This is a genomic window from Brevibacillus sp. NRS-1366, from assembly GCF_050467985.1.
In genome coordinates, this window is record NZ_JBITPN010000029.1 from 32,704 (window position 1) to 59,604 (window position 26,901).

Below are 26,901 nucleotides of genomic sequence, written 5' to 3' on the forward strand. Positions count from 1 at the left end.
TTACCCTATCTTTAACATCAATTCTAGCTCACTCGACCGCTCCAGATCCGCCGGGGTAGTGAGTGCTGAGCATTTTTGCACAAGCCTTGCACCAGCTTGCTCGAACACAGAAGCAACGAATTGCGAACAGAAAAAGGCATACTTTCGTTTGACCGGAATATTCAGCAGTATGCCGAGTAAACCAGGCAAGTTATATTTGTATAGATGCGATTCTCCTTCAAAACGACTTACGATATCACGGATTTTTTTATATTGGCACTCGCTGACGGAGCAGCGATATACCGCTAGTGTAGCATCTTTAAACAATCCATCACGCACATTTTCTTTTACGAAGCCGCCGACAAATGGATTCCGGGGATCCTTTCGGCCAAAGCTATAGACCTCATTGAGCTGCGGATCAAAAGCGATCGAAGCGTGGTTAAAAGGAGCTTTCGTATACCACCGGATCATTCGTGTAAATAACGTACCTGTATCGGAGAGGACAATATAGATTGGTTTCTCTTTGACCAGCATCGAGTTCACATCCGTACGCTTTTTTGGATAGTCGCAATGTCTCTATTATCCGAAAATCATTGGCTATCCAAAAACGTACCCACGGCGGATATTTCTACTGGACCTGAGGCGGATTATTTATGTTCTCGACGTAGGTTCCTCAACTGGTTGGCTTTCCCCAATTTCCAGCTTCAAATCCTCCATCCGTTTTTCGCCCCACTCATACATCATTTCAATAATCGGCAGTAAGGTCATCCCGAGCGCAGTCATGGAGTATTCTACTCGAGGTGGTACATCCGGAAATACCTCCCGATGAACAATCCCGTCTTCCATCAGCTCTTTTAGCTGACTGGTCAGCATTTTATGTGTAATTTTGGGGAACAAACGCTGAAGCTCACTAAAGCGGTGTGGTCCTTCTACTCCCAGATGCCAGAGAATCACGACTTTCCACTTTCCGCTGAATATCGATAAGGTCAGTTCCTTGGAACAGGTAAAATCTCCATTCCTGATTTTTTCCTGGGTCTCTTTTCGTAAGTCGGACATTCCATTCCCCTCGCAGTCAACAATGTAGCAATAGTATCTTTTTTGTAACCACCGCACAAAAAAGTGCATTCTTATGTTGCTCGTTTTGTCGACCTATAATAATTCATGTCGAAACATTCTCTATTGTAAAGGAGTGGCGCTATAATGTCTAAAAAAGTATTGATCGTAACAGGCGATGCAGTAGAAGCCTTGGAAGCATACTATCCTTATTATCGTTGTTTGGAGGAAGGATTTGAAGTCACGATCGCTTCACCAACCGATACAAAATGGCTCCATACCGTGGTTCACGATTTTGAAGACTGGCAAACGTTTACGGAAAAACGAGGGTATCAGCTTGAAGCGCATGCTTCATTCGACCAGATTGACCCTGAACAATATGATGCTCTGATCATTCCAGGTGGACGTGCTCCCGAGCATATTCGTCTCCATAAAGATTTTGCCAGGATTGCAAGCCACTTCTTTCAAAAGAATAAACCAATCATGATCCTCTGTCATGCGAGCGTGGCACTTACCGTGATTGCAGAGGAGATCAAAGGCCGGGAAATGACCGCCTACTTTGCTTGCCGTCCGGAGGTTGAAGCAGCAGGTGCGAAGTATGTCGAAACCCGCTTCCATGTGGATCGCAATCTGATTTCCGGCCATGCGTGGAACGACCTGCCGTCCTTAATGAAAGAGTTTGTCAAACAAGTAAACGCGTTGGCGTAAAGCCCTTTCCCTATCTCCCTACCATGATTGAAAAGGAGAGAACTGGGGAGAGGGTTTTTTTTGAGAAGAAAGTGAATGAAATCAAGAGCTTTGTCATGCAGAAGATAAAAATACGAAAGAATTTTTAGAAAATACACTTTGTTTTTTTGAAACGAGTGACATATAATATCTTCTGAAAGGGTAAGCGGTTAACCAATGGGTGATTGTCCTCGTCATTTCATGCGAGGATGTCTTTTTTGAAATTTGAGTAAGCGCTTTACCTGTCTTTAAGGAGGGGAAAAGATGAGTGATCTGAGTAAACTGACCGAGCTTAGTAGTAAAGCTGCACAGGTACGAAAATTAATTGTGGAAAGCGTTCATCATGCCAACGCTGGACATATTGGCGGACCGATGTCAGCTACAGACATTCTGGTCGCTCTTTATTTCGACAGTATGAACATTCGACCGGATCAGCCAGATTGGGAAGGACGTGATCGGTTTGTCTTGTCAAAAGGCCACTCCGCTATCGGGCTGTACAGCGTACTCGCTGTGAAAGGCTATCTGCCTGTCGAGGAACTGAAAACGTTCGATGCCATTGATTCCAGATTGCAAGCCCATCCTGACATGAATGTTCTTCCAGGGCTGGATATGTCTACAGGATCTCTCGGTCAAGGGATATCGGCTGCGGTGGGGATGGCGTTGGGAGCGAAGCTGAAAAATGAATCGTTCTACACCTATTGCATGTTGGGGGACGGAGAATCACAGGAGGGTCAGGTGTGGGAAGCAGCAGATATCGCTTCTCGTTACGGCCTGGATAATCTGATTGTCATCCTTGACTACAACAAGCTTCAGCAATACGGCTGGAATGGAGCGGACGGCGCCCGTGATTTGCCTGTCCATGCACCGCAGGAACGGTGGAACGCATTCGGCTGGAATGTCATCACGATTGATGGACATGACATGGAAGAGATTCTTTCCGCTGTGAAGCAGGCAAAACAGAACAAGGGAACGCCAACGGTGATTGTTGCCCATACCGTCAAAGGAAAAGGCGTCAGCTTCATGGAGAACAACTATTTGTGGCATTCCAAGGTTCCGACAAGCGAAGAACTGCAAAAAGCGTTGCAAGAAATCGGGAAGGGAGCGTAGGCAGATGATCCAAATTCAAACAGACAAACAGGTAGCGATGCGGGATGTTTTTGGGCAAACCTTGTTGGAGCTGAGTACCGCTGACGAGAGGGTACTGGGGCTGGATGGAGACCTGGCCAACTCCACCAAAATCGACAAGCTTGCAGAAAACAACGCGAAGCAGTTTTTGCAGATGGGCATTGCAGAGCAAAACATGCTGGGTGTTGCCGCTGGACTAGCGACTGTTGGTTTTCAGCCATGGGTGTGTTCCTTTGCCGCTTTCATCGTCAAACGGGCTTTGGATCAAATCGCCATATCGATCGCCCAGCCCAAGCTCGATGTCAAAATGATCGGTGCGTACAGCGGACTTTTAACAGGATGCACGGGAAAGACACATCAGGCCCTTGAAGACATCGCCATCATGCGAAGTCTGGCCAATATGATCGTATTAGCTCCAGCAGATGCGGTTGAATTGAAAAAAATGATGTTGTTTGCCCATCAGTACAACGGCCCCGTTTACATACGGGTTGCGCGCGATCCGTTGCCACAGCTCTTTTCCGAAGAAACGTACAAGTTTCAGCTTGGTAAAGGCATCACGCTAAAGGAAGGAACAGATGTCACGATCGTCTCGACCGGCACGCAAACCAGTCGGGTATTGGCAGCCGCCGCCAGCCTGGAGCAGGAAGGGATCTCGGCAGCCGTGCTTCATCTGCCTACTATCAAGCCTATCGATCAGGATGCGATCATTGCTGCCGCAGCCAGGACAGGCGTGCTTGTCACTGCCGAAGAGCACAATATTTACGGAGGATTGGGAAGCGCGGTAGCAGAGGTGCTGGTTGAACACCATCCTGTTCCCATGCTGCGCGTGGGTGTACGTGACCGCAACTCGGAGTCGGGATCAAATGAGGAGCTGCTGGCCAAATATGAGATTGGAGCGGCCGACGTGGTCCGGGTAACCAAGCAAGCGATCGCAAAGAAAAACGGCGGGGGAGGGATGAGAGTATGACGACGGGAACGGCTGTAGAGCGTTTGTTTATCGCGGGAGAGTGGGTGGAAACCAACCGGGCACATCAGGTGTACAACAAGTATAACGGTGAATTGTTCGCGCAAATCAGTATGGCGGGCGACCAGGAAGTAGACAGTGCGGTCACCGCCGCAGAGCGGGTATTGAGGTCGACTCCGTTTGCTGTGGAGCATCGGTACCAGGTGCTGATGAAGGTTGCCGAGCTATTGACAGAGAGTGCCGATGAAATTGCGGCAATTATAGCGCAAGAAGGCGGTAAGCCGATTACGGATGCCAGAGTAGAAGTACTCCGCTCGGCCAATACCTTTCAACTGGCTGCCAACGAAGCGCGATATTTGACGGGAAGTATGATTCCTAGCCAGGCTTCACCGGGCATTGGTTCCAGAATGATGTATACCGTGAAAAAGCCAATTGGCATCGTCTGCGCCATCACGCCGTTCAATTTTCCGTTGAATCTGGTATCACACAAAGTAGCTCCCGCTCTTGCCGCAGGGAATCCCATTATCATCAAGCCTGCTTCCGATACAGCGGTGACTTCATTGAAGCTGTGCGAATTGCTGGAAAAGGCAGGCGTACCCAAGGGCTATGTGCAATGCCTTGTTGGGAGCGGCTCAACGGTCGGAGAAAGACTTCTCAAGGACCCGCGCATTCAACTCTACACCTTTACCGGTTCGCCTGAAGTCGGGAAGCATATCCAGCAGACGATCGGGATGCGCAAGGTGACGTTGGAGTTGGGCTCTAACTCGGCGACGATTGTCCATGAGGATGCGCATATCCAGCAAGCGGCAGCCAAGCTTGCCAAGATGGCTTTTGCCCACGCTGGTCAGATATGCATTTCCGTACAGCGCATTTTCCTTCATGAGAGCATCGAGCAGGAATTCATGCAGGCTTTCCTCGGGCATGTTTCGAACCTTCGGGTAGGTGATCCCCTCGATCCGCTTACCGATGTCGGTCCGATGATCAGCGAGAAAGAAGCCAGCCGGATTGAGACCTGGGTACAGGAGTCGGTGGAACAAGGGGCAAAGCTCATCACGGGTGGCAAGCGTAACGGAAGCCTGTTCCAGCCAACCGTCCTGACGGGCGTACAAAAAGGAATGAAGGTAGTAGATGAAGAGGTGTTCGCTCCAGTTGTCTCCATTTCTACCTATAGCACCATAGAGGAAGCGATCGGGCTGGTCAATGATTCGAAATACGGCTTGCAGGCAGGCGTCTATACGAAATCGCTCAGTCTGGCGCACCGGCTGCCTTATTTGCTGGAAGTTGGTGGTGTGATCATTAATGATACGTGCTGCTTCCGGGCTGACCACATGCCGTATGGCGGAGTGAAGGAAAGCGGGCTGGGCAAGGAAGGGCCGGCGTATGCCATGCAGGAGATGATGGAAACCGTCACGGTCGTAATTAATCTGGATGAGTAAAAAGGGAGTTGGCATCCGTGAGAGGAAATTGTCTCATCGCTCAGTCTGGAGGCCCGACAGCCGTTATTAACAATTCGCTTTGCGGTATATTGACACAAGCAAAGGAATCAGGGGCGGTCCAAGAAATATACGGGGCCAGGCGCGGGATATACGGGATGCTGCATGGAGATTATGTCGGGCTGTCAGGACTACCTGCGACGAAGGTCAACAGCCTTCGCTGCAGCCCAGGTGCTGCGCTTGGTTCCTGGCGTTACAAGCTGCAGGATTCTGACGTGGAACAAATCGTCCTGCAAATGCGTCGGCATGACATCCGCTCCTTCTTCTATATTGGCGGGAATGGTTCGATGAGAGCAGCTCACATAATTGACGCAGCAGCAAAGAGGATCGGATATGACCTGCAAGTAATCGGCATCCCCAAGACCGTCGATAACGATCTCGTTCTAACCGACCATTCTCCAGGATATGGAAGTGCAGCGAAATTCATCGCGACCTGCGTGCTCGATATTGCTATGGATATCAGGAGTCAGCCGCGAAGCAAGAAAGTGACCATTGTGGAGACGATGGGTAGAAATACAGGTTGGCTGGCTGCGGCCAGCTCCCTGGTGACTCGCTCTGAAGCTGCTGTTCCACTCTTGATCTACATTCCCGAGTCGGTTTTTTCCCTCGAGCGGTTTTTGCAAGACATTACTGCCAGCTATGAGCAAAACGGATCCGTTCTCGCGGTGGTCTCAGAGGGAATTCGCGACCGATCTGGAAGGCTGCTTGCAGAGGATTCATTGGCACAAGACCCTGTCGGGCGGCCGCAGCTCGGAGGAGTCAGTACGTATCTTGCACAAAAGGTAAACCAACACACGAGCTTGAATGCCCGCAATGTTCTGCCTGGAATCTGGCAGAGAAGCGGTATGCTAATCTCATCCAAAAGAGATGCAGACGAGGCATACCAAGCCGGAAAGGTTGCCCTGCGATGGGCGCTGGAAGGTCGGTCAGGTGTGATGGTAGCCTTGCACCGCATTAGAAATTTTCCTTACGAGGTTTCGTACGAGCAAGTTCTTTTAGAGGATGTGGCTGGTCGTGAACAAGCATTTCCCATTGAATGGTATAATGAGCAAACCTGCAAGGTAACGGAAGGCTTCCATCATTATCTTGAGCCGCTCATACAGGGTGAAATGTTCGTTCCGATGAACAATGGCCTGCCAGTCTATGAAACGATATAAAAAAGCACTACAGTATGGAGGTGTTCAGCTTGAAAACGTACCGAATCGCGGTGATATCAGGTGACGGGATCGGACCGGAAGTGATCGCAGAGGGCGTCAAGATTCTTGATCGTGCAGCAGAGTTGTCTGGCAAGTTTCGCTTTGACTTTACCTACTTTCCGTGGGGATGCGAGTATTATGTGAAGCACGGCAAGATGATGGACGAGGACGGCCTCGCACAGTTGGCAGGCTTTGACGCTATTTACTTGGGAGCCGTTGGCTATCCGGGCGTACCGGACCATGTTTCGCTGTGGGATTTGTTGCTTACGATCCGGAAAGGATTTGACCAGTACGTCAACCTGCGTCCCATTCAACTCCTGAGAGGAGCTCCTTGCCCGCTAGCAGATGTCTCTCGGGAGAGTATCGACATGCTGGTCATACGGGAAAACTCCGAAGGCGAGTATGCAGGGGCGGGCGATTGGCTCTTTCCCGGACAAGAAAATGAGGTAGTACTGCAGACAGGCGTTTTTTCACGCAAAGGGACTGAGCGAATCATTCGGTATGCCTATGAAGTGGCGAGGGCGAGCGGAAAGACACTGACCAGCATCAGCAAAGGGAACGCCCTGAACTATTCCATGGTGTTTTGGGATCAGATTTTTGCACAGGTCGGAAAAGAATACCCGGATGTGGAGACAGCAAGCTATTTGGTTGATGCAGCCAGCATGTTTTTCGTCAAAGAGCCGGAACGCTTCCAAATCGTCGTGACCTCGAATCTGTTCGGGGATATTTTGACGGACCTGGGAGCGGCGATAGCGGGAGGCATGGGGCTTGCTGCCGGAGCGAATATCAATCCGGAGCGGAAGTACCCGTCCATGTTTGAACCGATTCACGGTTCTGCTCCTGATATTGCAGGAAAAGGAATCGCCAACCCGCTTGCTGCGGTCTGGTCGGCCAGCCAGATGCTCGATTTTTTCGGGCACGAGGATTGGGGACGCCAAGTGCTGTCTGCGATCGAAGAGGTCATGGTGCAAAAAACGGTGTTGACGCCTGATATGGGGGGTACATCGACAACCTCTGAAGTCGGAGACGCGGTTCGCAGCGCACTGGGCAATCTTATCCGTTCCTGATTTGTTTTCCTGATGTGAAACGGATGACGCCGGAGGGAGGGGCCATGCCGGTTGCGAAGGGAATTTCATTCCTGTATACTGGTTGATAAAGCGCTTTCCTCCATGCTCTATCGGACATTCTTGTGTTGACAAAGGAGGAGAAAGTAACAGAGAAGCAACCACCAATTGATAGGAAGGTTATTTCATGAAACCCACTATTTACGATGTTGCAAGAGAAGCTGGTGTCTCCATTGCTACCGTATCCAAGGTGATCAACAATACAGGACGGATCAGCGAGAAAACCAAGGAAAATGTATTGAATATTATGAAACAATTGAACTATCAACCGAGTGTTGTTGCTTCTGCATTAACGGGAAAGTCAACGTATACAATCGGGCTGATGATTCCTGATCTGGCGAATCCGTTTTTCTCCGGAATCGCTCGCAGTATTGAGGATCGGGCACACGTGCTGGGCTACAATTTGGTCATCTGCAGTTCAGACTACGATTCAGCAAAAGAGGCCAAGTATATTTCACTTCTGTTGCAAAAAAGTGTGGATGGGATCATCCTGGCTTCCGGTTTCGAAAACATTGAGACTGTCAAAGATTTGATCAAGCAGAAGGTTCCGACAGCCATTATCGCCAGGGAGATTCCGTCGCTTGAGGTAGATACGGTTGCGGTAGACGACTTTCTGGGAGGGTATCAGGCGACCTCTCATCTGCTGGCACTCGGACATACCAATATCGCGATTATCGCAAGGGACTTGTGGAGCAACCGCGAACGGATGCGTGGCTACAGGCAGGCTTTGGAAGAAGCGGGGATCGCCTATCCGAGTGAAGTCGAATACGTCAGTGAGTCGGATGTCGAGAGCGGCAAGCAGTTGGCTGAGCAAATTTTGCAACAGAAAAATCGTCCAACTGCGATTTTTGCCTGCAATGATTTGCTCGCGATGGGAGCCATACAGGCCGCACGGGAGCAGGCACTTTCTATCCCGCGTGACCTGTCTGTCGTGGGTTTTGATAATACCGTATGGGCATCCGTCACTGATCCCCCTCTGACAACGGTTGCCCAGCCGATTAGGGACATGGGGACACAGGTTATGAATCTCCTCATGCAAGAAATCAACGGACAAAAAAGGCATAGGCAGCGGGTCGTCTTGTTGCCAGAATTAATCGTTCGCGACTCGACAGCACGCTACGAGTCGTAGGAGAATCCCTTAGGGCGCGTTCCTTTCATTTATCAGGGAGCGCGTTTTTGAACGTATAAGAATTTATAAGGGCTACGCTTATGAATTCTGGAGCGCATGAAAACATTCCACTAAAACGCGATCGCTCCTCCTTGAGGAGACCTCGATAAAGGTTTTCTTACTGAATCAAAAAGTATAAACCTCGCGCATCCGCTTCCTGATTCAGCAAGAATAACCTTCCGCTAAAACGCGGTCGCTCCTCCTTGAGGAGACCTCGATAAAGGTTTTCTTACTGAATCAGAAAGTATAACTTCGCGCATCCGCTTCCTGATTCAGCAAGAATAACCTTCCGCTAAAACGCGGTCGCTCCTCCTTGAGGAGACCTCGATAAAGGTTTTCTTAATAAAGACCTGACAGGCGTACTAAAAATAAAAAACTAGTGCAAATATCTTTAATTTCATAACAATTTAGTCTATAATTCAAAACATAAAGAAAGTAAAGCGCTTTACCAATTGAATAAGGCTAGATTATCAAGGGGGTTGCTGTTCGTGAAAGCACTCGTAAAGGCAAGTCCAGGTCTCGGCAATGTAGAGGTAAGGGAGGTTCCAGAGCCGGTTTGCCAGCCAGACGGAGTCAAGATTGAAGTGGCTTATACTGGCATCTGCGGTACAGATCTCCACATCTATCATGACACGTTTAAAAATTATCCGCCTGTCATCATGGGGCACGAGTTTTCCGGGGTTGTAGCAGAGGTGGGGGCTGAAGTGACCTCCTGCCAGGTCGGTGATCGGGTAACAATCTTGCCATCCACTGCGATTACATGCGGCACCTGCTCCTATTGCAGAGTCGGGCATTACATGTTTTGCCCGGACCGCAGAGGAATGGGGCACGGGGTGAACGGAAGCTTTACCCGCTTCGTTCACGTCCGGGAAGATATGGTGTATAAAATTCCAGCAGAAGTGAGTCTGGAGGAAGCGGCGCTTTCCGAGCCTCTCGCTTGCGCAGTGCAGGCAATCGAGGAGCTCACGACGATTCGGGTTGGAGATACGGTCCTCTTGTCCGGCCCAGGTCCAATCGGTCTGATGTGCCTTTCCCTGTTGGTAATGAAAGGCTGCAAGGTCATTGTTGCCGGTACGGATGCGGATGTGCTGCGGCTCGATCTGGCACGTAAGCTGGGCGCGGATCTCGTCGTCAATGTGAGCGTGGAAGATCTAGAGGCCATCCTACATAAGCAAACGGGAGGAAGCGGCGTCGATGTAGCGGTGGAATGTGCAGGTGTGGGACTGTCCATTAGCAGTTGTTTGAAAGCGCTTAAAAAGCGAGGCACTTACATTCAGGTCGGGATTGTAGGGAAGGAGATCACGCTGGATTTCGATACGATTCTCTACAAGCAGCTTGCGGTGTTTGGCTCCCTGGCTCACTCCATGCAGACATGGGACCGGGTCATGAACATTTTGAAACAAGGAAAAATCAATCTTTCTTCTATCATCACAGACATTATGCCGCTTCATAAATGGGAGGAAGCTTTTCAGAAGTGCGAGAGGAAGACTGCGGGCAAAGTTTTGATTCACTATGGGGAATAACGGTCTGCCCTGTTGTCCTAGGGAGTGTGCCATTAAAATTTGATTGGTTAAGCGCTTACTTTACAAATCTGGATAATTTCTTGAAAATCGCTGCAGGAGGGAAAGGATGGGGAAAACCATGCTGGAAGTCCAGGAAAAAGAGCGGGAACACCATATTCCGCAGACAATGAGTGCGGGATTTCTCGATCGTGTACTGGAAGTGGGTATTAGGCAGATTCCAGTTCCGCAGGTAAGCGGAACAGAAGTGCTGGTTAAGGTGATGGCGGTCGGCGTCTGCGGTTCTGACGTTCATTACTACGCCCACGGGAAGATCGGCAACAGGATGGTCCAATACCCGCACATACAGGGCCATGAATGCGCAGGTATCGTGGTATCCGTCGGGGAGCGTGTGAAACGTTTTCGGGTAGGAGACCGGGTGGCGATTGAACCGGGCACCACCTGCATGAGCTGCAGGTGGTGCAAGGAGGGGCGCTACAATCTTTGCCCTGAAGTCCAGTTTCTATCCACGCCTCCGGTAAAAGGAGCTTTTGTTCAATATCTCAAGCACAGGGAAGATTTCCTCTTTCCGCTGCCTGACAGCTTGTCCTTTGAGCAGGCAACCTTGGCTGAGCCATTGTCTGTCGGAATTCATGCTGTGAGACGAGGCAGAATCAAGCCGGGTGACACGGTCGCTGTCTTCGGGATGGGACCCGTCGGACTTTTGACCGTGATGGCCGCCAAAGCATTTGGGGCCACGACCATTATCGCAAGCGATGTGGAGCCATTGCGTCTGGCTGCTGCAACCAAGATGGGAGCAACACATGTGGTCGACATCACGAAGCAGTCTGTCGATGACGTGATCGCTGGGGTGACAGGCGGCGAGGGCGTCGATGCGATCTTGGAAACCTCGGGCAACGAAAAAGCGCTGCAATCGGCAGTTCCGTTGATCAAACGGGGCGGAGCGTTGGTCGTAATCGGCTTCCCGGCAGCAGAAGAGGTACCGCTCAACATCACCCTCATGCTGCAAAAAGAAATCGACATGTACGCCGTGTACCGGTATACAAACACGTATCCGCAGGCGATTGCTCTCCTGGCAGAAGGAGCTTTTCCGACAAGTGAACTGCTCACTGATTTTTACTCGCTGGATCAGCTTCAGCAGGCCATGGAGCAGGCTCGCACCAACAAGAGCGGCAGTTTGAAGGTTATCGTGTATCCGAATCCAAGCAGTAACGATCAACCCTGAGGGGAGAGGAAAAAGTGATGAAAAAAGCGATGAAGTGGATGTGTGTGACAGCAGCTTTGGCCCTGACTTTGGCGGGGTGCGGAGGAGGGGGCACGTCTTCCTCTACTGGAGCGAGCGGTTCTTCTGCTACCGGTTCAGGCGATCAGATCGTCCTGAATCTGAGCATTCCCGAGCCGGAAGGAGCCAAATTCGATATTGCGGCAAAAGCCTTTAAAGAAGAGCTGGAGCGGCTCACAAACAAACAGATGTCCGTCAAAATCCACTACAACAACACGTTCGGGGGAGAGCGCGAAGTCTTTGAAATGATGGGGCTCAACTCGTTGGACATGGGCTTGATTTCAGCGGGGCCGATGGGCAACTGGGTCAAGGAATTCAATATGTTCGACCTTCCGTTTTTGTTTAACGACCTCGACCATGCCCATGCTGTGCTCGATGGAGACCTTGGGGATGAACTTGCACAAAAATTTGAACAGGCAGCCAATGTGAAAATTCTGGGCTGGATGGAAAACGGCTTCGTCTCCACAACTTCCAACAAACCCATTCAGACGGTCAATGACGTGGCCCATATGAAAATTCGCGTTCAGGAAAATGAAGTTCAGATCGACACGTGGAAGGCGTATGGGGCAGACCCTACCCCGATGGCCTGGACAGAAGTATTTACCGCATTGCAGCAAAAAGTAATCGACGGTCATTCCAATTCGCCGGCTACGATCAAGTCCTCCAAAATTTACGAGGTTCAATCGCAGGTGACACTGCTTGAAGACAGATTTTCACCAGCTCCACTGGCAATCAGCAAAGCGAAGTTCGAATCGTTGACGCCTGAGCAGCAGGAAGCCGTGAAGCAAGCAGCCAAGTACGCCGTGCCGATTGGGAGAAAAGCAAACCAAGACAAGATCGATGAAGCTGTTGCTTTCTTCAAGGAAAATGGCGTGACTGTAGCGACGCCGGACAAGGAGTCCTTTAAAGCCAAGGTAGAGAGCGTCTATGAGAAATGGGCGCCGCAAATCGGCAAGGAAATGATTGATAAGGTCCGCAATTACAAGCAATAACGCAGGAAGGAAGTGCGGTGACATGGGTTGCCTCCCTTCTTACGAGAAAGGGTGCAGAAGATGAGAAACCTCTTGCATCAGTATACGCAACTGATAGATGCACTGAATAAATTTTTTGGATGGTGCCTGGCAGTCATCATCGGCGTCATGTCGATTCTGATCTTTTGGCAGGTTGTGGCCCGCTATGTGATGGGCTCGTCGCTTGCCTGGTCGGAAGAATTGTCGAGATTCCTGATGATTTTCATGATTATGGTCGGGGCAGCGGTCGCGCTTGGCAAAGGCAGCCTGCTTGCGGTTGAGATCGTGCCGGAGCTGATGCGTGATCGTGCGAAGAAATGGCTGAAGATTGCTACTCATCTCATTTCCTTCGTCTTTTATTACATCCTGATCGTGTTCGGTTGGAAGCTGGCACAAAATTTTGCCGGACAGATCGCACCTGGAACCGGGCTGTCCATGTTTTGGGTATATATATCCTTGCCAATTGGAGGGGGACTGATGCTCCTGAATTCCCTTTCCAGCATCATCAAAGAGTTTATTGGAGAAAAGGGGTGAAATCATGCTGATTGTCTTCTTTGTGGCTTTGCTGGTTCTTCTTTTTATCAGTGTGCCGATTGCTTCATCCCTTAGCTTGGCGACCATTGCAGGGATTTGGATGCACGATTCCCTGCCGTTGCAAATCGTTCCCCAACGAATCTTTGTGGCGCTCAATTCATTTCCTTTGATGGCGATTCCGTTTTTTATCCTGGCGGGGAATCTCATGTCAGCTGGCGGAATGTCGCAGCGACTGGTGAATTTTGCTGGTGCTCTCGTCGGACATCGTACAGGCGGACTGGCTATGGTAGCCATTATTACTTCGATGTTTTTTGCCGCCATTTCCGGTTCGGGAGCGGCGACGACTGCTGCGATCGGCTCCATCTTGATTCCTGCAATGGTGGCAAGAGGCTATCATCCGGAATATGCTTCTGCCAATCAGGCAATTTCAGGGGCACTTGGTGTCATCATTCCGCCTAGCATTCCGATGATTTTATACGGGGTAGCTGCGGAAGTATCCATCGGGGACATGTTCTTGGCGGGTATTTTGCCAGGGCTTCTCATCACGTTGTCCCTTCTGGTCAGCGCCTACATTATTGCGAAAAAACGCGGTTATCACGGGATGGAGAAGAGAAGCTACAGCGACGTTGGAAAATCTTTTAAAGAAGCCATCCTAGCGATTGTAATGCCGGTTATCGTCCTGGGCGGCATATATTCCGGTGTGTTTACTCCTACAGAAGCGTCAGTTGTGGCAGTTGTTTACTCTTTTGTCGTAGGTTTTCTCGTTTATCGGGAAATCAGCCTGAAGCAACTGATGGAAACATTGCGTGACTCTGCCCTGGCCAGCTCAGTCATTATGATTGTGATTGGAGCTGCGGGATTGTTCGGTTTTTTTGTCAGCATCACAGGCGTGCCTGATATGGTGTACGATTTCGTCTCCGGAATGGTAACGAATAAATATATGTTTCTTATCATGGTCAACATTTTGCTGCTTTTGGCCGGGATGTTTTTGGACGGAGGCGCAGCCATCCTCATCTTCGTGCCGCTCTTGTTTAGTACGGCCGTGAACCTGGGCATTGACCCGATTCATTTCGGGACGATTATGGTAGTTAATCTCGCCATCGGGCTGGTGACGCCGCCTGTAGGAATCGACCTGTTCGTCGTCGCACAAATATCGCGACTATCCATCAGCAAAATCGCCCGGGCAGCCGTCCCTCTGATCATCCTGCTGTTCGTCGACGTGCTGGTCATTTCTTTCATTCCATCGTTGTCCACCTGGATACCTTCCTTAATGAAATGAGGATTGACACCTTGAGATAAGACACGGGTAAGCGATTCTACCCACAGGTCTGTTCAAGGTGTCTTTTTCTTGTTCGGAGATCCGTCGCCAGGAGTCCGAGGCTTTTCAGCTGCGTAGCACTTCCCAAAGTCGCCCTGAAAATACCCACTAAACGGTTAGAGTGAAAACTACGGCTGGACGAGGAAAAAGGAAAAAAAGCGAAGTTCTTTGGGACGCCTCCACCAACCCCCGAACGGCTTTTGTTATAATAAATTATATTTTCTAAATAGTAGTGGAGGTCCAACATGACAGAAAAAAATTATACTATTAGTGATTTAGTCGACGTTGTGAGAAAAGGAAATGCCCCACCCCCATGTGATACTACCCTTCAGGTACATGCCTATTATGCGGAGGAAGGGATTTCCAGAGGACGCTGGGAGGTTTCATCCTTGTTCATCAATGGAAACGGAGTAGTAATGGGCGGCTTATTATCTGCTGCAGCCGACATCATGATGGCATATGCGATCGCCTCCTGCCTAAACGATGATCAACGATTTGCCTCCATCAATTTGCAAACGACCTTTCATCGCCCAGCCTTTCAGGGAGTTGTGGAGATTGAAGCAAGGGTAGAGCGGTTAGGAAAATCGGTAGCTTATCTGGTAGCCGATCTCACGCAGGATGGCAAGAAGGTAGCTTCCTCAGTATCTTCTGTCATGATTATGGAGGCTTAGAGGTTTGGGACAGAGCGTCATTCTTGACAAACAGGGAGAAAGAAGGGATAATGAACGTAATAACTCAGTAAACTACTCGGAATACTAAAAATAAAAAAGAGGTGAGTTCTTTGGAACGGACCATTCATATTCCAAGCGGCGATGTTTCGCTCGCAGCGACCTGGCATGATCCGGAAATACCTACTGGCAAAAAGAGTGCGAAATCCCCTCTCGTTATTATTTGCCATGGCTTTATCGGCAGCCGGATCGGGGTGAACCGTTTGTTTGTGAAAGCCGCCAGAGAGCTGGCTGTACATGGCTTTGCCGTATTGCGGTTTGATTATGGGGGATGTGGCGAAAGCGGTGGGGACTACGGAGCAGGTGGGCTGGATGTTTTGCTGAAGCAGACTCGCGACGTTCTCGATTACGCTTTTTCACAGGAACAGGTGGACCATGAGCGAGTGAGTCTCTTGGGCCATAGTCTTGGAGGAGCTGTTTCGGTGCTTACTGCAAGCCAGGATAAACGCATTCATTCCCTTGTTACGTGGGCAGCGGTTGCCCGCCCTTATGAAGATATCGTTCGTATTGTGGGAGAGCAGGAATATGAGGAGGCCCTTTCCGATGGGGTTACGGATCATGGCGGCTACTTGTTATCAGATCGCTTTTTCCTTTCGCTGAAAGGCTCGTTGCCCCTGCGCCAAGCCAAGCAGTTTGAAGGAGACGCATTGCTGTTGCATGGAAACCGGGACGACGTCATAACAGTCGATTCGATGTTCCACTATGAGCATGAGCTTCGTTTGCGCAGGAGAGGACGTTGCGAGACAGAGGTTGTCGTTGGGGGAGACCATACCTTCTCATCGGCGGATAGCTACAATCGCTTAATTGCAAGTACGGTGAACTGGTTGAGTCGGCAGATGGAGGAAGAAAAGTTCGCTGTTTAGTGGTGGGGAGGAAACAGGAGAAAACGCTCCAGATTCTTGGAACAACTACTGGAGGTCATCCCTGTCCGGCTCCATGAAAAAAGGGAAACCGCGTCCAAAGTAGCCGCTTCAGGAAGCTTTTCAGAGGTGGACGCTTAAAGGTGTGTTTCTCTTTTTTCATGGAGCCTTTGCTGTTGTTCCAAGATCTTCCGCTTATTTCTCCTGTTTCCTCGGCCAGCCAGAGTCTATAACGGGTACTTTTTGGAAACTTTTCAAATTTAATAAAAGGATAGCCGCATGACGGGCTATCCTTTTTTCGTTTTTATCTCTTCTAGCAGCCCTTGGCATCCGGCCAGAACGAGCTCGTATACATGCTCGAAGCGCCCTGTGTAATAAGGGTCCTCCACATTTTGTTCCTTGGTGGATGGCGCAAAGTCGAGCAGGCGGTACACCTTTTTGCCGGCGGGGGTCATCCGGTTTAGCGCACTCAGGTTTTCGTCATCCATGCAGACAATATAGTCGTAGTCCAAAAAATCCCGGGAAGTGATTTGACGGGCACGGAGGGTGTCATGGGCAATCCCTTTTTGAGTCAGCACTTTCTGTGTTCCGTTGTGCGGACGCTCCCCCGCATGCCAGCCTCCAATTCCGCAAGAATCAATCGAAATTTGTCCGGACAGGCCTTCTTGCTCCACGAGGTGGCGAAAGACAGCCTCTGCCATCGGCGAGCGGCAAATGTTGCCGAGGCAAACAAATAATACGTGTGTCATGTATGTACTCCTTTCCTCGTACCGTCGTTTTCAATCTCTGTATGATAGAATAACATAAGTGTGAATACTATCGAAGTTTCCAAAAAAGGCGAGGATTGGATTGTGAAATCGTACATCTACCGCATCCGCTTTGTTGCTTCTGTTATCACTGTTACTGTACTTCCGATTGTCATTACTGGGATCGTGCTATTGAAAGCAGCAGAACAAGCGTTGTTGAAAGAAAAGGAGCAAAAGCTGATCTCTATCACGCAGCAATTAGATTTTGCACTTACCAAAGATTATGACGAGCTGGTAATAGAGCTAGGGTTATCAGGGGCTTCCCGCGAAGATAAAATTAAAGCAATAAACAGGAAGTTGGAACCGCTTACAGATCGGATCGCTGCCGCACATCCTGGTATTGGCGTTGGATATTATGCAGCCGGGCTGGATTCCATCATCACATACGGGCCTAGCAAGGAAATGCGTTTGCACGTCGGAAAGCCGATAGGAGCCAATCACCCGGGACGCTCTGTCATGCAAACAAGGCAGATTGAGGTGAGCATCGGAGAGCAAGTGCGGGGAAATATCATGAATGCCATGATTCCGCTTATTAGAGGCGATCAAGTAATCGGGTATGCCTGGGCAAATGAACTTATGACTAACATAGACGTACAGTTGGCAGGGATGAGACAAGGAATTTACGCGATTTTAGGTATTGGCTGTGTCATCGCAGCCGTAGCCAGCGGATTGGTCGTGCATCGCCTGGAGGTGATTTTGGCAGAGATTAAGTCGGGGCTTAGGAAGCTGAGCTTTGATCTTTCTTTTCGCATGAAAAAGCTTGATGGCGAGCCAGGAGAGATTTCTGGAGCCATCAACAAACTGGCAAGTGACCTGCAAACCAGCCGCAGCCATACAGAAACGATCATGGACAGCATGGATAGCGGAGTGATCGCGTTGGATCAACGAGGACGAATTACAGCCTGGAACTATTCGGCCGCGCAGTTGATCGGGCTTTCCTTAGAGCAGGCGAGGGGAGTGTTATATACAGAGGCTTTTGCAGGGAGTGAGACATTTCGAAACATCTTGTCCGAGACTCTCCAAAACGGTCGAACGATTCGAGATGCACAGTGGCTGCACCATCACCACGAAAAAGGCACCCTTTGTCTAAAGGTCAGCACGTCGATTTGGAAGAGCCCAATGGATGAAGTACTAGGGGCAATCGTCGTGTTGGAAGACAGGACGGAGTGGAAACAAATGGAGACGAGGCTTGCCCAAGCAGAGCGTTTGGCGGTTATTGGAGAGTGGGCGTCTAGTATTGCCCACGAGGTACGCAACCCGCTTACGTCGATTAAAGCTTTTGCGCAAATTATCGAGGAAGAATTGCCAAAAGAGCATGACAGTCGTGAGTATACTGCCATTATTGTAGAAGAGGTGGAACGGTTGAATCGCTTTGCGGACGAGTTATTGCTGTTTTCTCGTCCCAGCGAGGAGCCGAATGTACCGGTTCATCTTTTGCAAGTGATACACCAGTCGCTGAAGCTGATAGAACCTGGCATTACTGGCAAACAAATCACAGTACAGCAAGCGCACGAGAATGATGTGCCTTTGGTGCAGGCATCTCCGGAGCTATTAAAGCAAGTGTTTTTAAATATTTTGCTCAATGCGCTGCAAGCGATGCCGGAGGGTGGAGTCATACAGATCGGAACGAAAAGAGAAGGCGACTATGCTCATGTCCATGTGACAAATGAAGGTCAACCAATTGCGGAAGAGCATTTGCTATCGGTCTTTGAGCCTTTTTATACGACCAAACCGGCGGGAACGGGACTGGGACTCGCTATCTCCCAACGGATCGTACAAGCATATGGGGGTCATATATTTGCCGAAAACCTGTCAGGAAGTGTGCGATTCACCGTGGTGCTGCCAGTCAGAAAAGAAGGAGGGATATAGATGAAAAGGCGGGTGTTAGTCGTAGATGACGAAACCAACGTCAGGAAGGCGTTGTCCATGACGCTGCGCAAAATGGGCTATGAAACGGGAGAAGCAGCCAGTGGCATAGAAGGGTTAGAGCAGGTAGAGAGCTTTTGCCCACAAGTCATGCTCCTGGATCTGCGAATGCCAGAGCTTGACGGTATGGAGACACTGCGTCGGCTAAAGCAGAAAGCCGGTAAACAACCCAAAGTCGTGATGATGACCGCTTACGGTTCAGCAGGTGATGTCATGGAAGCGATGAAGCTGGGGGCATTTGATTATGTCCAAAAACCGTTTGATCTATTGTCGGTGAAGCAAGTAGTGGCAAACGCACTCATGCACGCAGAACCAATGGAAGAGCAAGAGGGCGATCAGGTGCAGAAAGAAGAGCGCACCAGCGGCGCTAGCTTGGTTGGACTGGGCCCCGCGATGCAAGACGTGTATAAGCTGGTTGGAAAAGTAGCCATGTCCAAAGCAACTGTCTTGATTCAGGGAGAGAGCGGAACGGGAAAAGAGTTGATTGCCAGGGCAATTCATGCCAATAGTCCGCGCGCCGATATGCCTCTGATTCCTGTTAACTGTGGGGCTATTCCAGAAAACCTGTTAGAGAGCGAGTTGTTTGGCTATGAGCGGGGGGCATTTACTGGAGCAGTCGGTCGCAAGCATGGCTTGTTTGAATTAGCAGATGGAGGAACTCTTTTCCTAGATGAGGTGGGGGAGTTGAGTCCCGCATTGCAGGTCAAGCTGCTCCGGGTTTTGCAAGACCGTATGTTCATCAGATTAGGCGGTGTTGAGCCGATTTCTGTAGACGTGCGCGTCATTGCTGCCACCAACAGAGATTTACAGGAACGGATCAGGCAAGAGCTGTTCCGAGAAGATTTGTATTACCGGCTTAACGTCGTTCCGATTCACATGCCGCCGCTCAGAGAACGAAAAGAAGACATACCGCTGCTCATCCGGCATTTTCTCGATAAATATGGAAGGGAAATGGGAAAGGAAGGTCTCTTCCTATCTCCTGCGGCCACAGAGGCGATGCTCTCGTATCACTGGCCAGGCAACGTACGACAGCTAGAAAATACGATTGAAAGAGCCGTTGTGCTCGCAAGCGGGCGTGTCATTCTGCCCGAGCATGTGCAGGCACACCTGAAAGAAAATGCAATAGGCGAGGCAAGTATCCTTGGAGGAATTCGCTTTGAAGGCCGGACGATGAGGGAGATCATTCAAGAGGTAGAACGGGAAGCGATTGATCGCGCTTTGAGAAAAGAGAAGGGAAACAGGCTGCAAACGGCAAAACGTCTAGGAATTTCACGAAGGGCACTGCTTTACAAATTGGAGATGTACGGGCTCGACTTATCGATTGAAGAAAGGGAATAACGAATGAGTGCGCAAACAAGAGCCAGACTGTGCAAAAAGTAGTCAGTGCATAGAAAACACGTTATGAAAACGCATTCATTTCACTCGTTTCTTTTATGCTCACACGCTGGCACATCTCTTGCTTTACTTGAAAGTAGAAGTGATCTACTTTTATGGAAAGGGGTATGCCTTATGTTTCAAGCCTTAACAAACGCGTCGGTCAGAATGGTGCAGCGTTATTTGCCAGACGCCTTTTTATTCGCAGTCATTTTAACTTTTCTCGTCTTTATTGCCGGGATCTTCATCAATGGCAAAACACCAATGGAAATGGTCAATTATTGGGGGGGCGGTTTTTGGAGCTTGCTCAGTTTTACGATGCAAATGGTGTTGATCTTGATTACCGGTCATACACTAGCCAGCACCGCTATTTGTAAAAAGGGGCTCAATGCCTTAGGTTCACTCGCCAAGACACCTGGTCAAGCCATTGTCTTGGTCACACTGGTCTCCTGTATTGCCAACTGGATCAACTGGGGCTTCGGACTGGTAATCAGTGCTTTGCTGGCGCGTGTGCTAGCCAACCAAGTAGAAAAGGTCGATTATCGCTTGCTTGTTGCCAGTGCGTATGGCGGATTCGTGGTCTGGCACGGAGGATTGGCAGGATCTGTCCCGTTGACGATTGCTACCGAAGGTCATAGCCTGGAAGATATCATTGGTGTCATCCCTGTGGCAGACACCATGTTTTCACCGATGAATCTAACAATTGTGGCAGCGATTATGATTGTACTCCCGATCGTGAACAGGCTGATGATGCCAGCGGAAAAGGATGCGATCGTATTTAAAGGGGAGGGCATCGGTCAGGAAGAAATAGCAGCGGCGACTGAATCAGCAGCTGATGACACGCCTGCATCGAAGCTGGAGAACAGCCGCATCATCTCCATTCTCGTTTCAGTTCTCGGAATCATTTTTATCATTGCGTATTTTGCTGAAAAAGGCTTCAAGCTGAATCTCGACATCGTTATCATGGGCTTTTTATTTCTAGGGATTTTGTTGCATGGAACGCCGCGCAAGTTTTTGGATGCGATGAATGAAGCCGTCAAAACAACGACTGGCATTGTCGTTCAATTTCCGTTCTACGCGGGGATCATTGGCATGATGACCGCATCTGGATTGGCCGCAAGCATTTCGCAGTGGTTTATCAGCATCTCGACGCCGACCACATTCCCGTTGTTCACGTTCTGGAGCGCAGGCTTGCTGAATGTGTTCATTCCTTCAGGAGGCGGTCAATGGGCAGTACAAGGGCCGATCATGCTTCCAGTCGCGACTGAGCTCGGGGTTTCTCATGCCAAAGTAGCCATGGCCATCGCATGGGGAGATGCGTGGACCAATTTGATCCAGCCATTCTGGGCACTCCCTGTCTTGGCATTGGCGGGACTTGGCGCGAGGGATATCATGGGATACTGCTTGATGATGCTGTTGATAACAGGAGCTATCATCAGCTTGGGCTTCCTCGTCTTTTGAGGCAGGTTCATTGCCAAAGCACTCGTTTTTTGCTATAATATATAGAGTTTCCCCAATAAATAATCGTATATCTTGAGTTTTCTAGGGTTCCGCGGACAGTAAGTATACCGGTCTGGACCGAGAGAAAACCCACGACCACGTTCGTGTACACGGAGGGATAAAAGCCCGGGAGAATATCTGTGATGGTATTCACCCGCGGCTTTTTTTGCATGTGAAAAAGTTTTAGCTATCATAGGCGCGCTCATCTTTTGGGGAACCATACAGGAAAGGAAGGGAGCTTGTCAGCATGGGAAAAAATTGGTTGCTCGTCGTAGTGGCTGCTGTCTTTGAAGTGATGTGGGTTACGGGGCTTAAGCACGCAGACAGCTTTTTGACGTGGACGGTCACCGCCATTGCCATCATCATTAGTTTTGGAGTCTTGGTCTATTCAGGGAAAAAACTGCCTACCAGCACGGTCTATGCCGTTTTTGTCGGCTTGGGGACAGCCGGTACCGTCATCAGTGAGATGGTTCTGTTTGGCGAACCGTTCAGTTGGGCCAAGGTGGGGCTGATCGCTTTGCTTTTGATCGGGATTCTCGGATTGAAATTGGTGACGCATGAAAACGAAGATAAACGAAGCAAAGAAGGTGAAGTGGCATGACATGGGTATCGTTACTTTTTGCCGGACTGTTTGAAGTAGTCGGTGTAATCGGGATCACTCAGGTAAATCGTAGACCTTCAGCAGCCTCCCTCCTTATCTTGATTGGCGGATTTACACTCAGCTTTGTCCTGCTTTCATTTGCCATGACGGAAATAGCCATGGGTACAGCGTACGCAGTTTGGACGGGGATTGGAACAGTCGGTAGCGCCCTTGTAGGGATGCTGTTTTACGGAGAGCCAAAGGATAAGCTGCGTATCCTTTGTATTGCCCTGGTGATCGGGTCAGTGGCGGGGCTTAAATTAATTGCATAACACAGAACAAAAAACGACAACGAACATTTCAAGGGAATAGTATAATTGAACAGGTTCGGATAATGACAGATTTTTCATGCGAGGAGGATATATAGCTGCATGAGCTCATTTTGGGCAACTCTAAAACAAGGAAATATGTCATCGGCTACGGCAGCCTTGGGGAACACGGGCCTTGCTATCGTCAAAGGATTCGCTGCTGCGTACAGCGGAAGCGGAGCTATGTTCGCTTCAGCGATGCACTCGGTTGCCGATGCAGTAAACCAGGGTTTTGTTTTTTTCGGCAGTGTTCTGGCAGAGAAAAAGCCTACACCCAAATTTCCGACCGGGTTTGGTCGCGTCATCAATCTCTTTTGCATGATTGCAGTCATCGTAGTGACGATCATGGCATACGAGACCATTATGGAAGGCGTTCACCTCATCCGTGAACCCGCTGCATCCAGCCATTTTTGGGTCAACTTCGTTATCTTGTTATTGGCGATCGTAGTAGATGGCTATGTTCTGGTAAAGGCAATGAATGAGATCGTGCATGAAACGCGTGCAGAAGCGAAAGGCTGGGCAGTGGTAGCAGCAGCCTTTCGCAATGTTGGACGTGCTGCACCCCCCACACGGCTTGTCTTTTATGAAGACATCGTCGCGACCACAGGGGCACTATTCGCCCTGATCGCAGTCATCGTCACGCAGTTTAGCTCCTTTGTCCTTTTGGACGGGATTGCTACGATCCTGATCGGCATCCTGATGATCGGTGTGGCCTTCAAAGTCGGATATGATAACATGGTCGGATTAATTGGTGTAGCTGCGCCAAAAGAAGTAGAGGATCGGGTAGCTGGCATCATATTCGCTGACCCGGATGTTACGGATATTAACCGTTTGCGGATTGTTCAGGAAGGCCGCTTTTACCATGTAGAGTGTTATGTCGAGCTGCGGGAAGGTCTGACACTGGCAGTAGCTGACGATATCAAATACCGGATACGGGATAGCCTGCTCACTGACCCGGATATCAGCGATGTAACGATGGGCATTCTGGAAGATGACGGCATAAGTGACTGGAATCGAACAGAAAAGCTCGAAGCGACGTAAGAAGACGTTAGAAAAGGTAAAAAGCGCCCCTCGCCTGCAGCAAAACAGGTGAGGGGCGCTTGTGGTATTAGGAGACGGACACCAGCTGATCGGTTGTCTCTGCTCCCTCTTTCGCAAACGGAGTAATCAAGACACGGGTGACGCGGTGGTTATCCATGAATTTGACTGTGAACAAGTAATTTTCCCATTCGACAGAAGCGCCGACAGCAATCTCTTCTTCCAATTGACTGTAGAGCCAGCCGCCAATCGTATCCACGTCCTCAGACTCCAACTCAAACGGGATATGGTCGTTCAAATCGGCCAAGGTGAGCATACCGGATACAGACAAGCCGTTCTCTACCTTTTCAATCTCCGGTCGTTCTTCGTCAAATTCGTCCTGGATATCCCCGACGATCTCTTCCAAAATGTCTTCCATGGTTACCAGACCGGCAGTACCACCGTATTCGTCGATCACAATGGCAAGCTGCGAACGCTTTTTCTGCATCAAACGCAATACGGTGCTAATCTCCATCGTTTCTGGTACAGTCAAAACCGGGCGAAGTAATTTATCCAGCTCGACTTGACCATCTTGCAAAGCCGCGAGATAAAAGTCGGTTGCATGGACAAATCCAATGATGTTGTCTTTGTCCTCATCCGCTACGGGGAATCGCGTATGGCGTTGGGTGCGGATGATCTCCAGATTTTCCTCAAACGTATTCGTTGTATATAAGCAAACCATGTCTATGCGAGGGATCATGGTCTCCCGAGCCAAGGTTTCGGAAAAGTCAAAAACGTGTTCCACCAGCGACAATTCGGTTTGGTCGATATGGCCGCTTTGGTGACTTTGATTAACCAGGATACGAATTTCTTCCTCTGTATGTGCCGCTTCATGTTCAGATACGGGATCGAGGCCCACGCGTTTCATGAGGGCGTTGGCTGTTCCGTTCAGGAACCAAATAGCCGGGTAGAGCAATTTATAGAAAAACATCAATGGCGCTGCAACCCACAGCGAGGTTATTTCTGCTTTCTGAATGGCCAGCGACTTCGGTGCCAATTCACCCAAGACGATGTGCAGGAACGTGATGATCGCAAATGCCACACCGAAGGAGATGGCTGAGATCAGATAACTAGGGAGACCGGATGAACCAAGCAAAGGTTCTACGATCATGTGGGCAATGGCCGGTTCCCCGACCCATCCAAGACCCAGCGATGCGAGTGTGATACCGACCTGGCAGGCAGATAAGTATCCATCCAGCTTTTGGGTTACTTTTTGGGCGAATACAGCTCGTTTGTTCCCTTCATTGACCATTTGCGTCAGGCGCGTTTGCCGTACCTTGACGAGAGCAAACTCTGCGGCTACGAAAAAGCCGTTGAGAAAGACAAGAAATATGACAAGCAGTAGGTTGAGCACTATCGGAACGCTATCCAAGTAAATAGTCATCCTCTCTAGAATGTTGTGAAAGTACACTTTCTATTTTATCTGGTTTGGAACCAACGCACAAAAGCGATAAACAACCGTAGAAGGCGTTTCTGACCTGTTGCTCGAGAAGAGAGACCCTCAGATATCTGTAGCTCATGTTTTTGAGCCCGGAGAAGGTCATAGATAGTCAAAACGTCCGGTGAGACCGACCGGACGATTCGTTTTACGGATGCAGCACCTGTTGTCCGTATACAAAGAACCCCGACAAGACTGCGGCCAGGCCGAGATATGCGGCGAGTACTTTCCACTTCGTAGAAGCAGGTGCCTCGTAGTAAGTAGTCAGTCGGTGCATCTGTTCATCCACTTCAGCGAGTCGTTGCCCTGCCACTCGCTCTCCCTCAGTCAGTACCTCGGAGGGGGCGGGGCGGAGAGGATCGGAGTCGATGAACAGGACAGGCTCGCGTTCCCACTGCTTAAACAGATCCCATTTTCGATGGAGATACACTTTATCCAATCGCAGACGGTCGCGTTGGAGGCGCTTTTCATCCTGCACAAAAGGGATTAAAAAGCCCTTGTGCGGCTCTATTCGAGAGAGGGCCGCCACCTCTTCATTCAATTGTACGCGTTTGTCCCATGTTGATTCCAAGCGAGGCCACTCGGCCAAGGCTTGCTGGAAGTCTTGCAATTTGTCACGCTCATACTGCAAGACCTGATGCTGGTAGCCCTCCCTCAATCGACTCCACCACGTAATGAGTCCGATGATGAAGATGAAGACCATGATTGGTCCGGGTGAGGCAAACAGCATGATGCCAAGTCCCACTAATCCGACGAACCAAATCTTCGTCGATAAAACGGAAACAATCCGACCGCCATCCAGTGGTGAAACAGGCAGCAGGTTAAACAGGTTGAGTAAGGCCCCGAGGTAGATCACTAAGGCCCAGAACGGATCCTGTGTCCACCAGTAAAGCGGCAGTGCAGGCAAGAAAGCAAGCATGCCCGCAAGTGGTCCCCCGTAAGCGAGATAGGCCTCTGTACTGGCATCGCGAGGCAGGTCCTTCATGGAAATAAATGCACCTGCAAAAGGGATGAAGACAGCGGGTGAAGTGGCGATGCCCTTCCGCTTAGCTGCAATCACGTGTCCCATTTCATGGACAAAAATCAAATAGACAAGGGCAACAGCAAATTTCCATCCATAAAACATCGCATAGGCCCACAAGCTAATAACCATCGACAACAAGGTAGTGCCGAATTTAGAAAACTTCAGAATTCCTAATAACCATTTCAGATTGGCCAGCAAAAAGGCACCAATGGCTAAGAGGACCGAACGGCTTTTCTTCATGAAGGTTCCTCCCAAACATCATGGCAGTCTTTGATTTATACGATAGAAGCCTAGGAAAGTTTCTTAGGCGAACACTTTTCAGGTTTAATCTTCCAAACGGGGATTCGTAAAAGTAAAGCCATACTCGCCGTACGTAGGATTGTACAGGAGCTGTCCTCCGTCAAAATACCAAAAGTCGCTGGGACGAATGACAAAGGTCAGTCCTTCTACTTCAAAGATTGCATCATCGGTCATGACTTCATCTTTTTCAATGGCGTAAAACAATCCACCTGTTCCAGGCCCGCTTGTTCGTACGTACAAACGCAGTGTTTCCCCAGGAAGAAATCCGGCGTAGCGTTGATAGGCAAGGGAAAACGCAGGCTCTATCGCAAGGTTGATGCTCATGGGCAAGCTCCTCTCCGGTCATTAAAGCCCATTGTAACATAAGAAAACAAAGGGAAGCGCACAAACGAAAACACCCATCCGGTTAGATCCGCCGAATGGGCTTC

Annotated in this window: 26 protein-coding genes and 1 riboswitch; of the genes, 20 read left to right on the forward strand and 6 right to left on the reverse strand. The window is 49.7% G+C overall.

What is annotated here, in order from left to right; translation table 11 throughout:
- Both ACIFQN_RS23940 and ACIFQN_RS23945 read right to left on the reverse strand, forming a co-directional pair.
- A complete protein-coding gene (locus tag ACIFQN_RS23940; RefSeq protein ID WP_429835547.1) occupies nucleotides 1-513 on the reverse strand; it encodes a hypothetical protein in 513 nt (170 codons plus the stop codon).
- Between the two features lie 117 nt (nucleotides 514-630).
- Nucleotides 631-1,035, reverse strand: a complete 405-nt coding sequence (locus ACIFQN_RS23945) for a winged helix-turn-helix transcriptional regulator (RefSeq protein ID WP_429835548.1) — start codon at nucleotides 1,033-1,035, stop codon at nucleotides 631-633.
- Nucleotides 1,036-1,179: 144 nt separating this feature from the next.
- On the opposite strand from ACIFQN_RS23945, the gene ACIFQN_RS23950 reads away from it, so the two are divergent.
- From ACIFQN_RS23950 to ACIFQN_RS24015, 14 genes are all read left to right on the forward strand, one after another.
- Entirely contained in the window at nucleotides 1,180-1,740 is a 561-nt protein-coding gene (locus tag ACIFQN_RS23950) for a DJ-1/PfpI family protein (RefSeq protein ID WP_429835549.1), read from the forward strand.
- A gap of 282 nt (nucleotides 1,741-2,022) precedes the next feature.
- Nucleotides 2,023-2,865 carry a transketolase gene (locus ACIFQN_RS23955; RefSeq protein WP_429835550.1) on the forward strand — a complete coding sequence of 281 codons (843 nt, stop codon included), beginning with the start codon at nucleotides 2,023-2,025 and terminating at the stop codon, nucleotides 2,863-2,865.
- 4 nt (nucleotides 2,866-2,869) lie between these two features.
- Nucleotides 2,870-3,850 (forward strand): transketolase family protein, encoded by a 981-nt coding sequence (locus tag ACIFQN_RS23960; protein ID WP_429835552.1) that lies wholly within the window; start codon nucleotides 2,870-2,872, stop codon nucleotides 3,848-3,850.
- Nucleotides 3,847-5,283 carry an aldehyde dehydrogenase family protein gene (locus ACIFQN_RS23965; RefSeq protein WP_429835553.1) on the forward strand — a complete coding sequence of 479 codons (1,437 nt, stop codon included), beginning with the start codon at nucleotides 3,847-3,849 and terminating at the stop codon, nucleotides 5,281-5,283. Before ACIFQN_RS23960 ends, ACIFQN_RS23965 begins: the two co-directional genes overlap by 4 nt.
- Nucleotides 5,284-5,300: 17 nt before the next feature.
- On the forward strand, nucleotides 5,301-6,497 hold the full coding sequence (locus ACIFQN_RS23970; RefSeq protein WP_429835554.1) for a 6-phosphofructokinase: 1,197 nt from the start codon (nucleotides 5,301-5,303) through the stop codon (nucleotides 6,495-6,497).
- Nucleotides 6,498-6,526: 29 nt separating this feature from the next.
- Nucleotides 6,527-7,603 (forward strand): tartrate dehydrogenase, encoded by a 1,077-nt coding sequence (locus ACIFQN_RS23975; protein WP_429835555.1) that lies wholly within the window; start codon nucleotides 6,527-6,529, stop codon nucleotides 7,601-7,603.
- Between the two features lie 184 nt (nucleotides 7,604-7,787).
- Entirely contained in the window at nucleotides 7,788-8,789 is a 1,002-nt protein-coding gene (locus ACIFQN_RS23980) for a LacI family DNA-binding transcriptional regulator (protein WP_429835556.1), read from the forward strand.
- Between the two features lie 527 nt (nucleotides 8,790-9,316).
- A complete protein-coding gene (locus tag ACIFQN_RS23985; RefSeq protein ID WP_429835557.1) occupies nucleotides 9,317-10,351 on the forward strand; it encodes a zinc-dependent alcohol dehydrogenase in 1,035 nt (344 codons plus the stop codon).
- A gap of 106 nt (nucleotides 10,352-10,457) precedes the next feature.
- Nucleotides 10,458-11,573 carry an NAD(P)-dependent alcohol dehydrogenase gene (locus tag ACIFQN_RS23990; protein ID WP_429835558.1) on the forward strand — a complete coding sequence of 372 codons (1,116 nt, stop codon included), beginning with the start codon at nucleotides 10,458-10,460 and terminating at the stop codon, nucleotides 11,571-11,573.
- 17 nt (nucleotides 11,574-11,590) lie between these two features.
- Nucleotides 11,591-12,622, forward strand: a complete 1,032-nt coding sequence (gene dctP, locus ACIFQN_RS23995) for a TRAP transporter substrate-binding protein DctP (RefSeq protein WP_429835559.1) — start codon at nucleotides 11,591-11,593, stop codon at nucleotides 12,620-12,622.
- A 60-nt stretch (nucleotides 12,623-12,682) separates the two neighbouring features.
- A complete protein-coding gene (locus ACIFQN_RS24000) occupies nucleotides 12,683-13,174 on the forward strand; it encodes a TRAP transporter small permease (RefSeq protein ID WP_429835560.1) in 492 nt (163 codons plus the stop codon).
- Between the two features lie 4 nt (nucleotides 13,175-13,178).
- The gene (locus tag ACIFQN_RS24005) at nucleotides 13,179-14,453 is read left to right on the forward strand and encodes a TRAP transporter large permease (RefSeq protein WP_429835561.1); all 1,275 of its coding nucleotides are present in this window, start codon (nucleotides 13,179-13,181) and stop codon (nucleotides 14,451-14,453) included.
- Between the two features lie 284 nt (nucleotides 14,454-14,737).
- Nucleotides 14,738-15,163 carry a PaaI family thioesterase gene (locus ACIFQN_RS24010; RefSeq protein WP_429835562.1) on the forward strand — a complete coding sequence of 142 codons (426 nt, stop codon included), beginning with the start codon at nucleotides 14,738-14,740 and terminating at the stop codon, nucleotides 15,161-15,163.
- A 101-nt stretch (nucleotides 15,164-15,264) separates the two neighbouring features.
- Nucleotides 15,265-16,083, forward strand: coding sequence for an alpha/beta hydrolase family protein (locus ACIFQN_RS24015; protein WP_429835563.1), 819 nt, complete (start codon nucleotides 15,265-15,267; stop codon nucleotides 16,081-16,083).
- 284 nt (nucleotides 16,084-16,367) lie between these two features.
- Here the strand turns inward: ACIFQN_RS24015 and ACIFQN_RS24020 are convergent, their stop codons facing one another.
- Nucleotides 16,368-16,829, reverse strand: a complete 462-nt coding sequence (locus tag ACIFQN_RS24020; RefSeq protein ID WP_429835564.1) for a low molecular weight protein-tyrosine-phosphatase — start codon at nucleotides 16,827-16,829, stop codon at nucleotides 16,368-16,370.
- Between the two features lie 60 nt (nucleotides 16,830-16,889).
- Here ACIFQN_RS24020 and atoS point away from each other — a divergent pair, with 60 nt between their 5' ends.
- From atoS to ACIFQN_RS24050, 6 genes are all read left to right on the forward strand, one after another.
- On the forward strand, nucleotides 16,890-18,755 hold the full coding sequence (gene atoS, locus ACIFQN_RS24025) for a two-component system sensor histidine kinase AtoS (protein WP_429835565.1): 1,866 nt from the start codon (nucleotides 16,890-16,892) through the stop codon (nucleotides 18,753-18,755).
- Entirely contained in the window at nucleotides 18,756-20,150 is a 1,395-nt protein-coding gene (locus ACIFQN_RS24030; protein WP_429835566.1) for a sigma-54-dependent transcriptional regulator, read from the forward strand. It begins immediately after the preceding gene.
- A gap of 171 nt (nucleotides 20,151-20,321) precedes the next feature.
- Nucleotides 20,322-21,647 carry a short-chain fatty acid transporter gene (locus ACIFQN_RS24035; protein WP_429835567.1) on the forward strand — a complete coding sequence of 442 codons (1,326 nt, stop codon included), beginning with the start codon at nucleotides 20,322-20,324 and terminating at the stop codon, nucleotides 21,645-21,647.
- Between the two features lie 70 nt (nucleotides 21,648-21,717).
- Nucleotides 21,718-21,821, forward strand: a riboswitch (guanidine-I (ykkC/yxkD leader).
- A gap of 112 nt (nucleotides 21,822-21,933) precedes the next feature.
- Complete coding sequence (locus ACIFQN_RS24040) at nucleotides 21,934-22,287, forward strand: DMT family transporter (RefSeq protein ID WP_429835568.1); 354 nt, start codon at nucleotides 21,934-21,936, stop codon at nucleotides 22,285-22,287.
- Entirely contained in the window at nucleotides 22,284-22,598 is a 315-nt protein-coding gene (locus ACIFQN_RS24045) for a DMT family transporter (protein WP_429835569.1), read from the forward strand. Before ACIFQN_RS24040 ends, ACIFQN_RS24045 begins: the two co-directional genes overlap by 4 nt.
- A gap of 99 nt (nucleotides 22,599-22,697) precedes the next feature.
- A complete protein-coding gene (locus tag ACIFQN_RS24050; protein ID WP_429835570.1) occupies nucleotides 22,698-23,675 on the forward strand; it encodes a cation diffusion facilitator family transporter in 978 nt (325 codons plus the stop codon).
- Between the two features lie 67 nt (nucleotides 23,676-23,742).
- Here the strand turns inward: ACIFQN_RS24050 and ACIFQN_RS24055 are convergent, their stop codons facing one another.
- The 3 genes from ACIFQN_RS24055 to ACIFQN_RS24065 all read right to left on the reverse strand — a co-directional run bounded on the left by ACIFQN_RS24055 (nucleotide 23,743) and on the right by ACIFQN_RS24065 (nucleotide 26,797).
- Nucleotides 23,743-25,083 (reverse strand): hemolysin family protein, encoded by a 1,341-nt coding sequence (locus ACIFQN_RS24055; RefSeq protein WP_429835571.1) that lies wholly within the window; start codon nucleotides 25,081-25,083, stop codon nucleotides 23,743-23,745.
- Between the two features lie 214 nt (nucleotides 25,084-25,297).
- Nucleotides 25,298-26,413, reverse strand: a complete 1,116-nt coding sequence (locus ACIFQN_RS24060; RefSeq protein ID WP_429835572.1) for a site-2 protease family protein — start codon at nucleotides 26,411-26,413, stop codon at nucleotides 25,298-25,300.
- A gap of 84 nt (nucleotides 26,414-26,497) precedes the next feature.
- Nucleotides 26,498-26,797 (reverse strand): iron-sulfur cluster biosynthesis family protein, encoded by a 300-nt coding sequence (locus tag ACIFQN_RS24065; RefSeq protein ID WP_429835573.1) that lies wholly within the window; start codon nucleotides 26,795-26,797, stop codon nucleotides 26,498-26,500.
- Nucleotides 26,798-26,901 lie beyond the last annotated feature (104 nt).

Bases quoted from the DNA above. Each gene is read 5' to 3' on its own strand.
- ACIFQN_RS24005 (WP_429835561.1), top strand. From the start codon at position 13,179: ATGCTGATTGTCTTCTTTGTGGCTTTGCTGGTTCTTCTTTTTATCAGT.
- ACIFQN_RS24045 (WP_429835569.1), top strand. From the start codon at position 22,284: ATGACATGGGTATCGTTACTTTTTGCCGGACTGTTTGAAGTAGTCGGT.
- ACIFQN_RS24040 (WP_429835568.1), top strand. From the start codon at position 21,934: ATGGGAAAAAATTGGTTGCTCGTCGTAGTGGCTGCTGTCTTTGAAGTG.
- ACIFQN_RS23990 (WP_429835558.1), top strand. From the start codon at position 10,458: ATGGGGAAAACCATGCTGGAAGTCCAGGAAAAAGAGCGGGAACACCAT.
- ACIFQN_RS23965 (WP_429835553.1), top strand. From the start codon at position 3,847: ATGACGACGGGAACGGCTGTAGAGCGTTTGTTTATCGCGGGAGAGTGG.
- ACIFQN_RS23940 (WP_429835547.1), bottom strand. From the start codon at position 513: ATGCTGGTCAAAGAGAAACCAATCTATATTGTCCTCTCCGATACAGGT.
- ACIFQN_RS24050 (WP_429835570.1), top strand. From the start codon at position 22,698: ATGAGCTCATTTTGGGCAACTCTAAAACAAGGAAATATGTCATCGGCT.
- ACIFQN_RS24030 (WP_429835566.1), top strand. From the start codon at position 18,756: ATGAAAAGGCGGGTGTTAGTCGTAGATGACGAAACCAACGTCAGGAAG.
- ACIFQN_RS23955 (WP_429835550.1), top strand. From the start codon at position 2,023: ATGAGTGATCTGAGTAAACTGACCGAGCTTAGTAGTAAAGCTGCACAG.
- ACIFQN_RS24020 (WP_429835564.1), bottom strand. From the start codon at position 16,829: ATGACACACGTATTATTTGTTTGCCTCGGCAACATTTGCCGCTCGCCG.
- ACIFQN_RS24035 (WP_429835567.1), top strand. From the start codon at position 20,322: ATGTTTCAAGCCTTAACAAACGCGTCGGTCAGAATGGTGCAGCGTTAT.
- ACIFQN_RS24000 (WP_429835560.1), top strand. From the start codon at position 12,683: ATGAGAAACCTCTTGCATCAGTATACGCAACTGATAGATGCACTGAAT.
- ACIFQN_RS24060 (WP_429835572.1), bottom strand. From the start codon at position 26,413: ATGAAGAAAAGCCGTTCGGTCCTCTTAGCCATTGGTGCCTTTTTGCTG.
- ACIFQN_RS23960 (WP_429835552.1), top strand. From the start codon at position 2,870: ATGATCCAAATTCAAACAGACAAACAGGTAGCGATGCGGGATGTTTTT.
- dctP (WP_429835559.1), top strand. From the start codon at position 11,591: ATGAAAAAAGCGATGAAGTGGATGTGTGTGACAGCAGCTTTGGCCCTG.
- ACIFQN_RS24065 (WP_429835573.1), bottom strand. From the start codon at position 26,797: ATGAGCATCAACCTTGCGATAGAGCCTGCGTTTTCCCTTGCCTATCAA.
- ACIFQN_RS23980 (WP_429835556.1), top strand. From the start codon at position 7,788: ATGAAACCCACTATTTACGATGTTGCAAGAGAAGCTGGTGTCTCCATT.
- ACIFQN_RS23950 (WP_429835549.1), top strand. From the start codon at position 1,180: ATGTCTAAAAAAGTATTGATCGTAACAGGCGATGCAGTAGAAGCCTTG.
- ACIFQN_RS23945 (WP_429835548.1), bottom strand. From the start codon at position 1,035: ATGTCCGACTTACGAAAAGAGACCCAGGAAAAAATCAGGAATGGAGAT.
- ACIFQN_RS24010 (WP_429835562.1), top strand. From the start codon at position 14,738: ATGACAGAAAAAAATTATACTATTAGTGATTTAGTCGACGTTGTGAGA.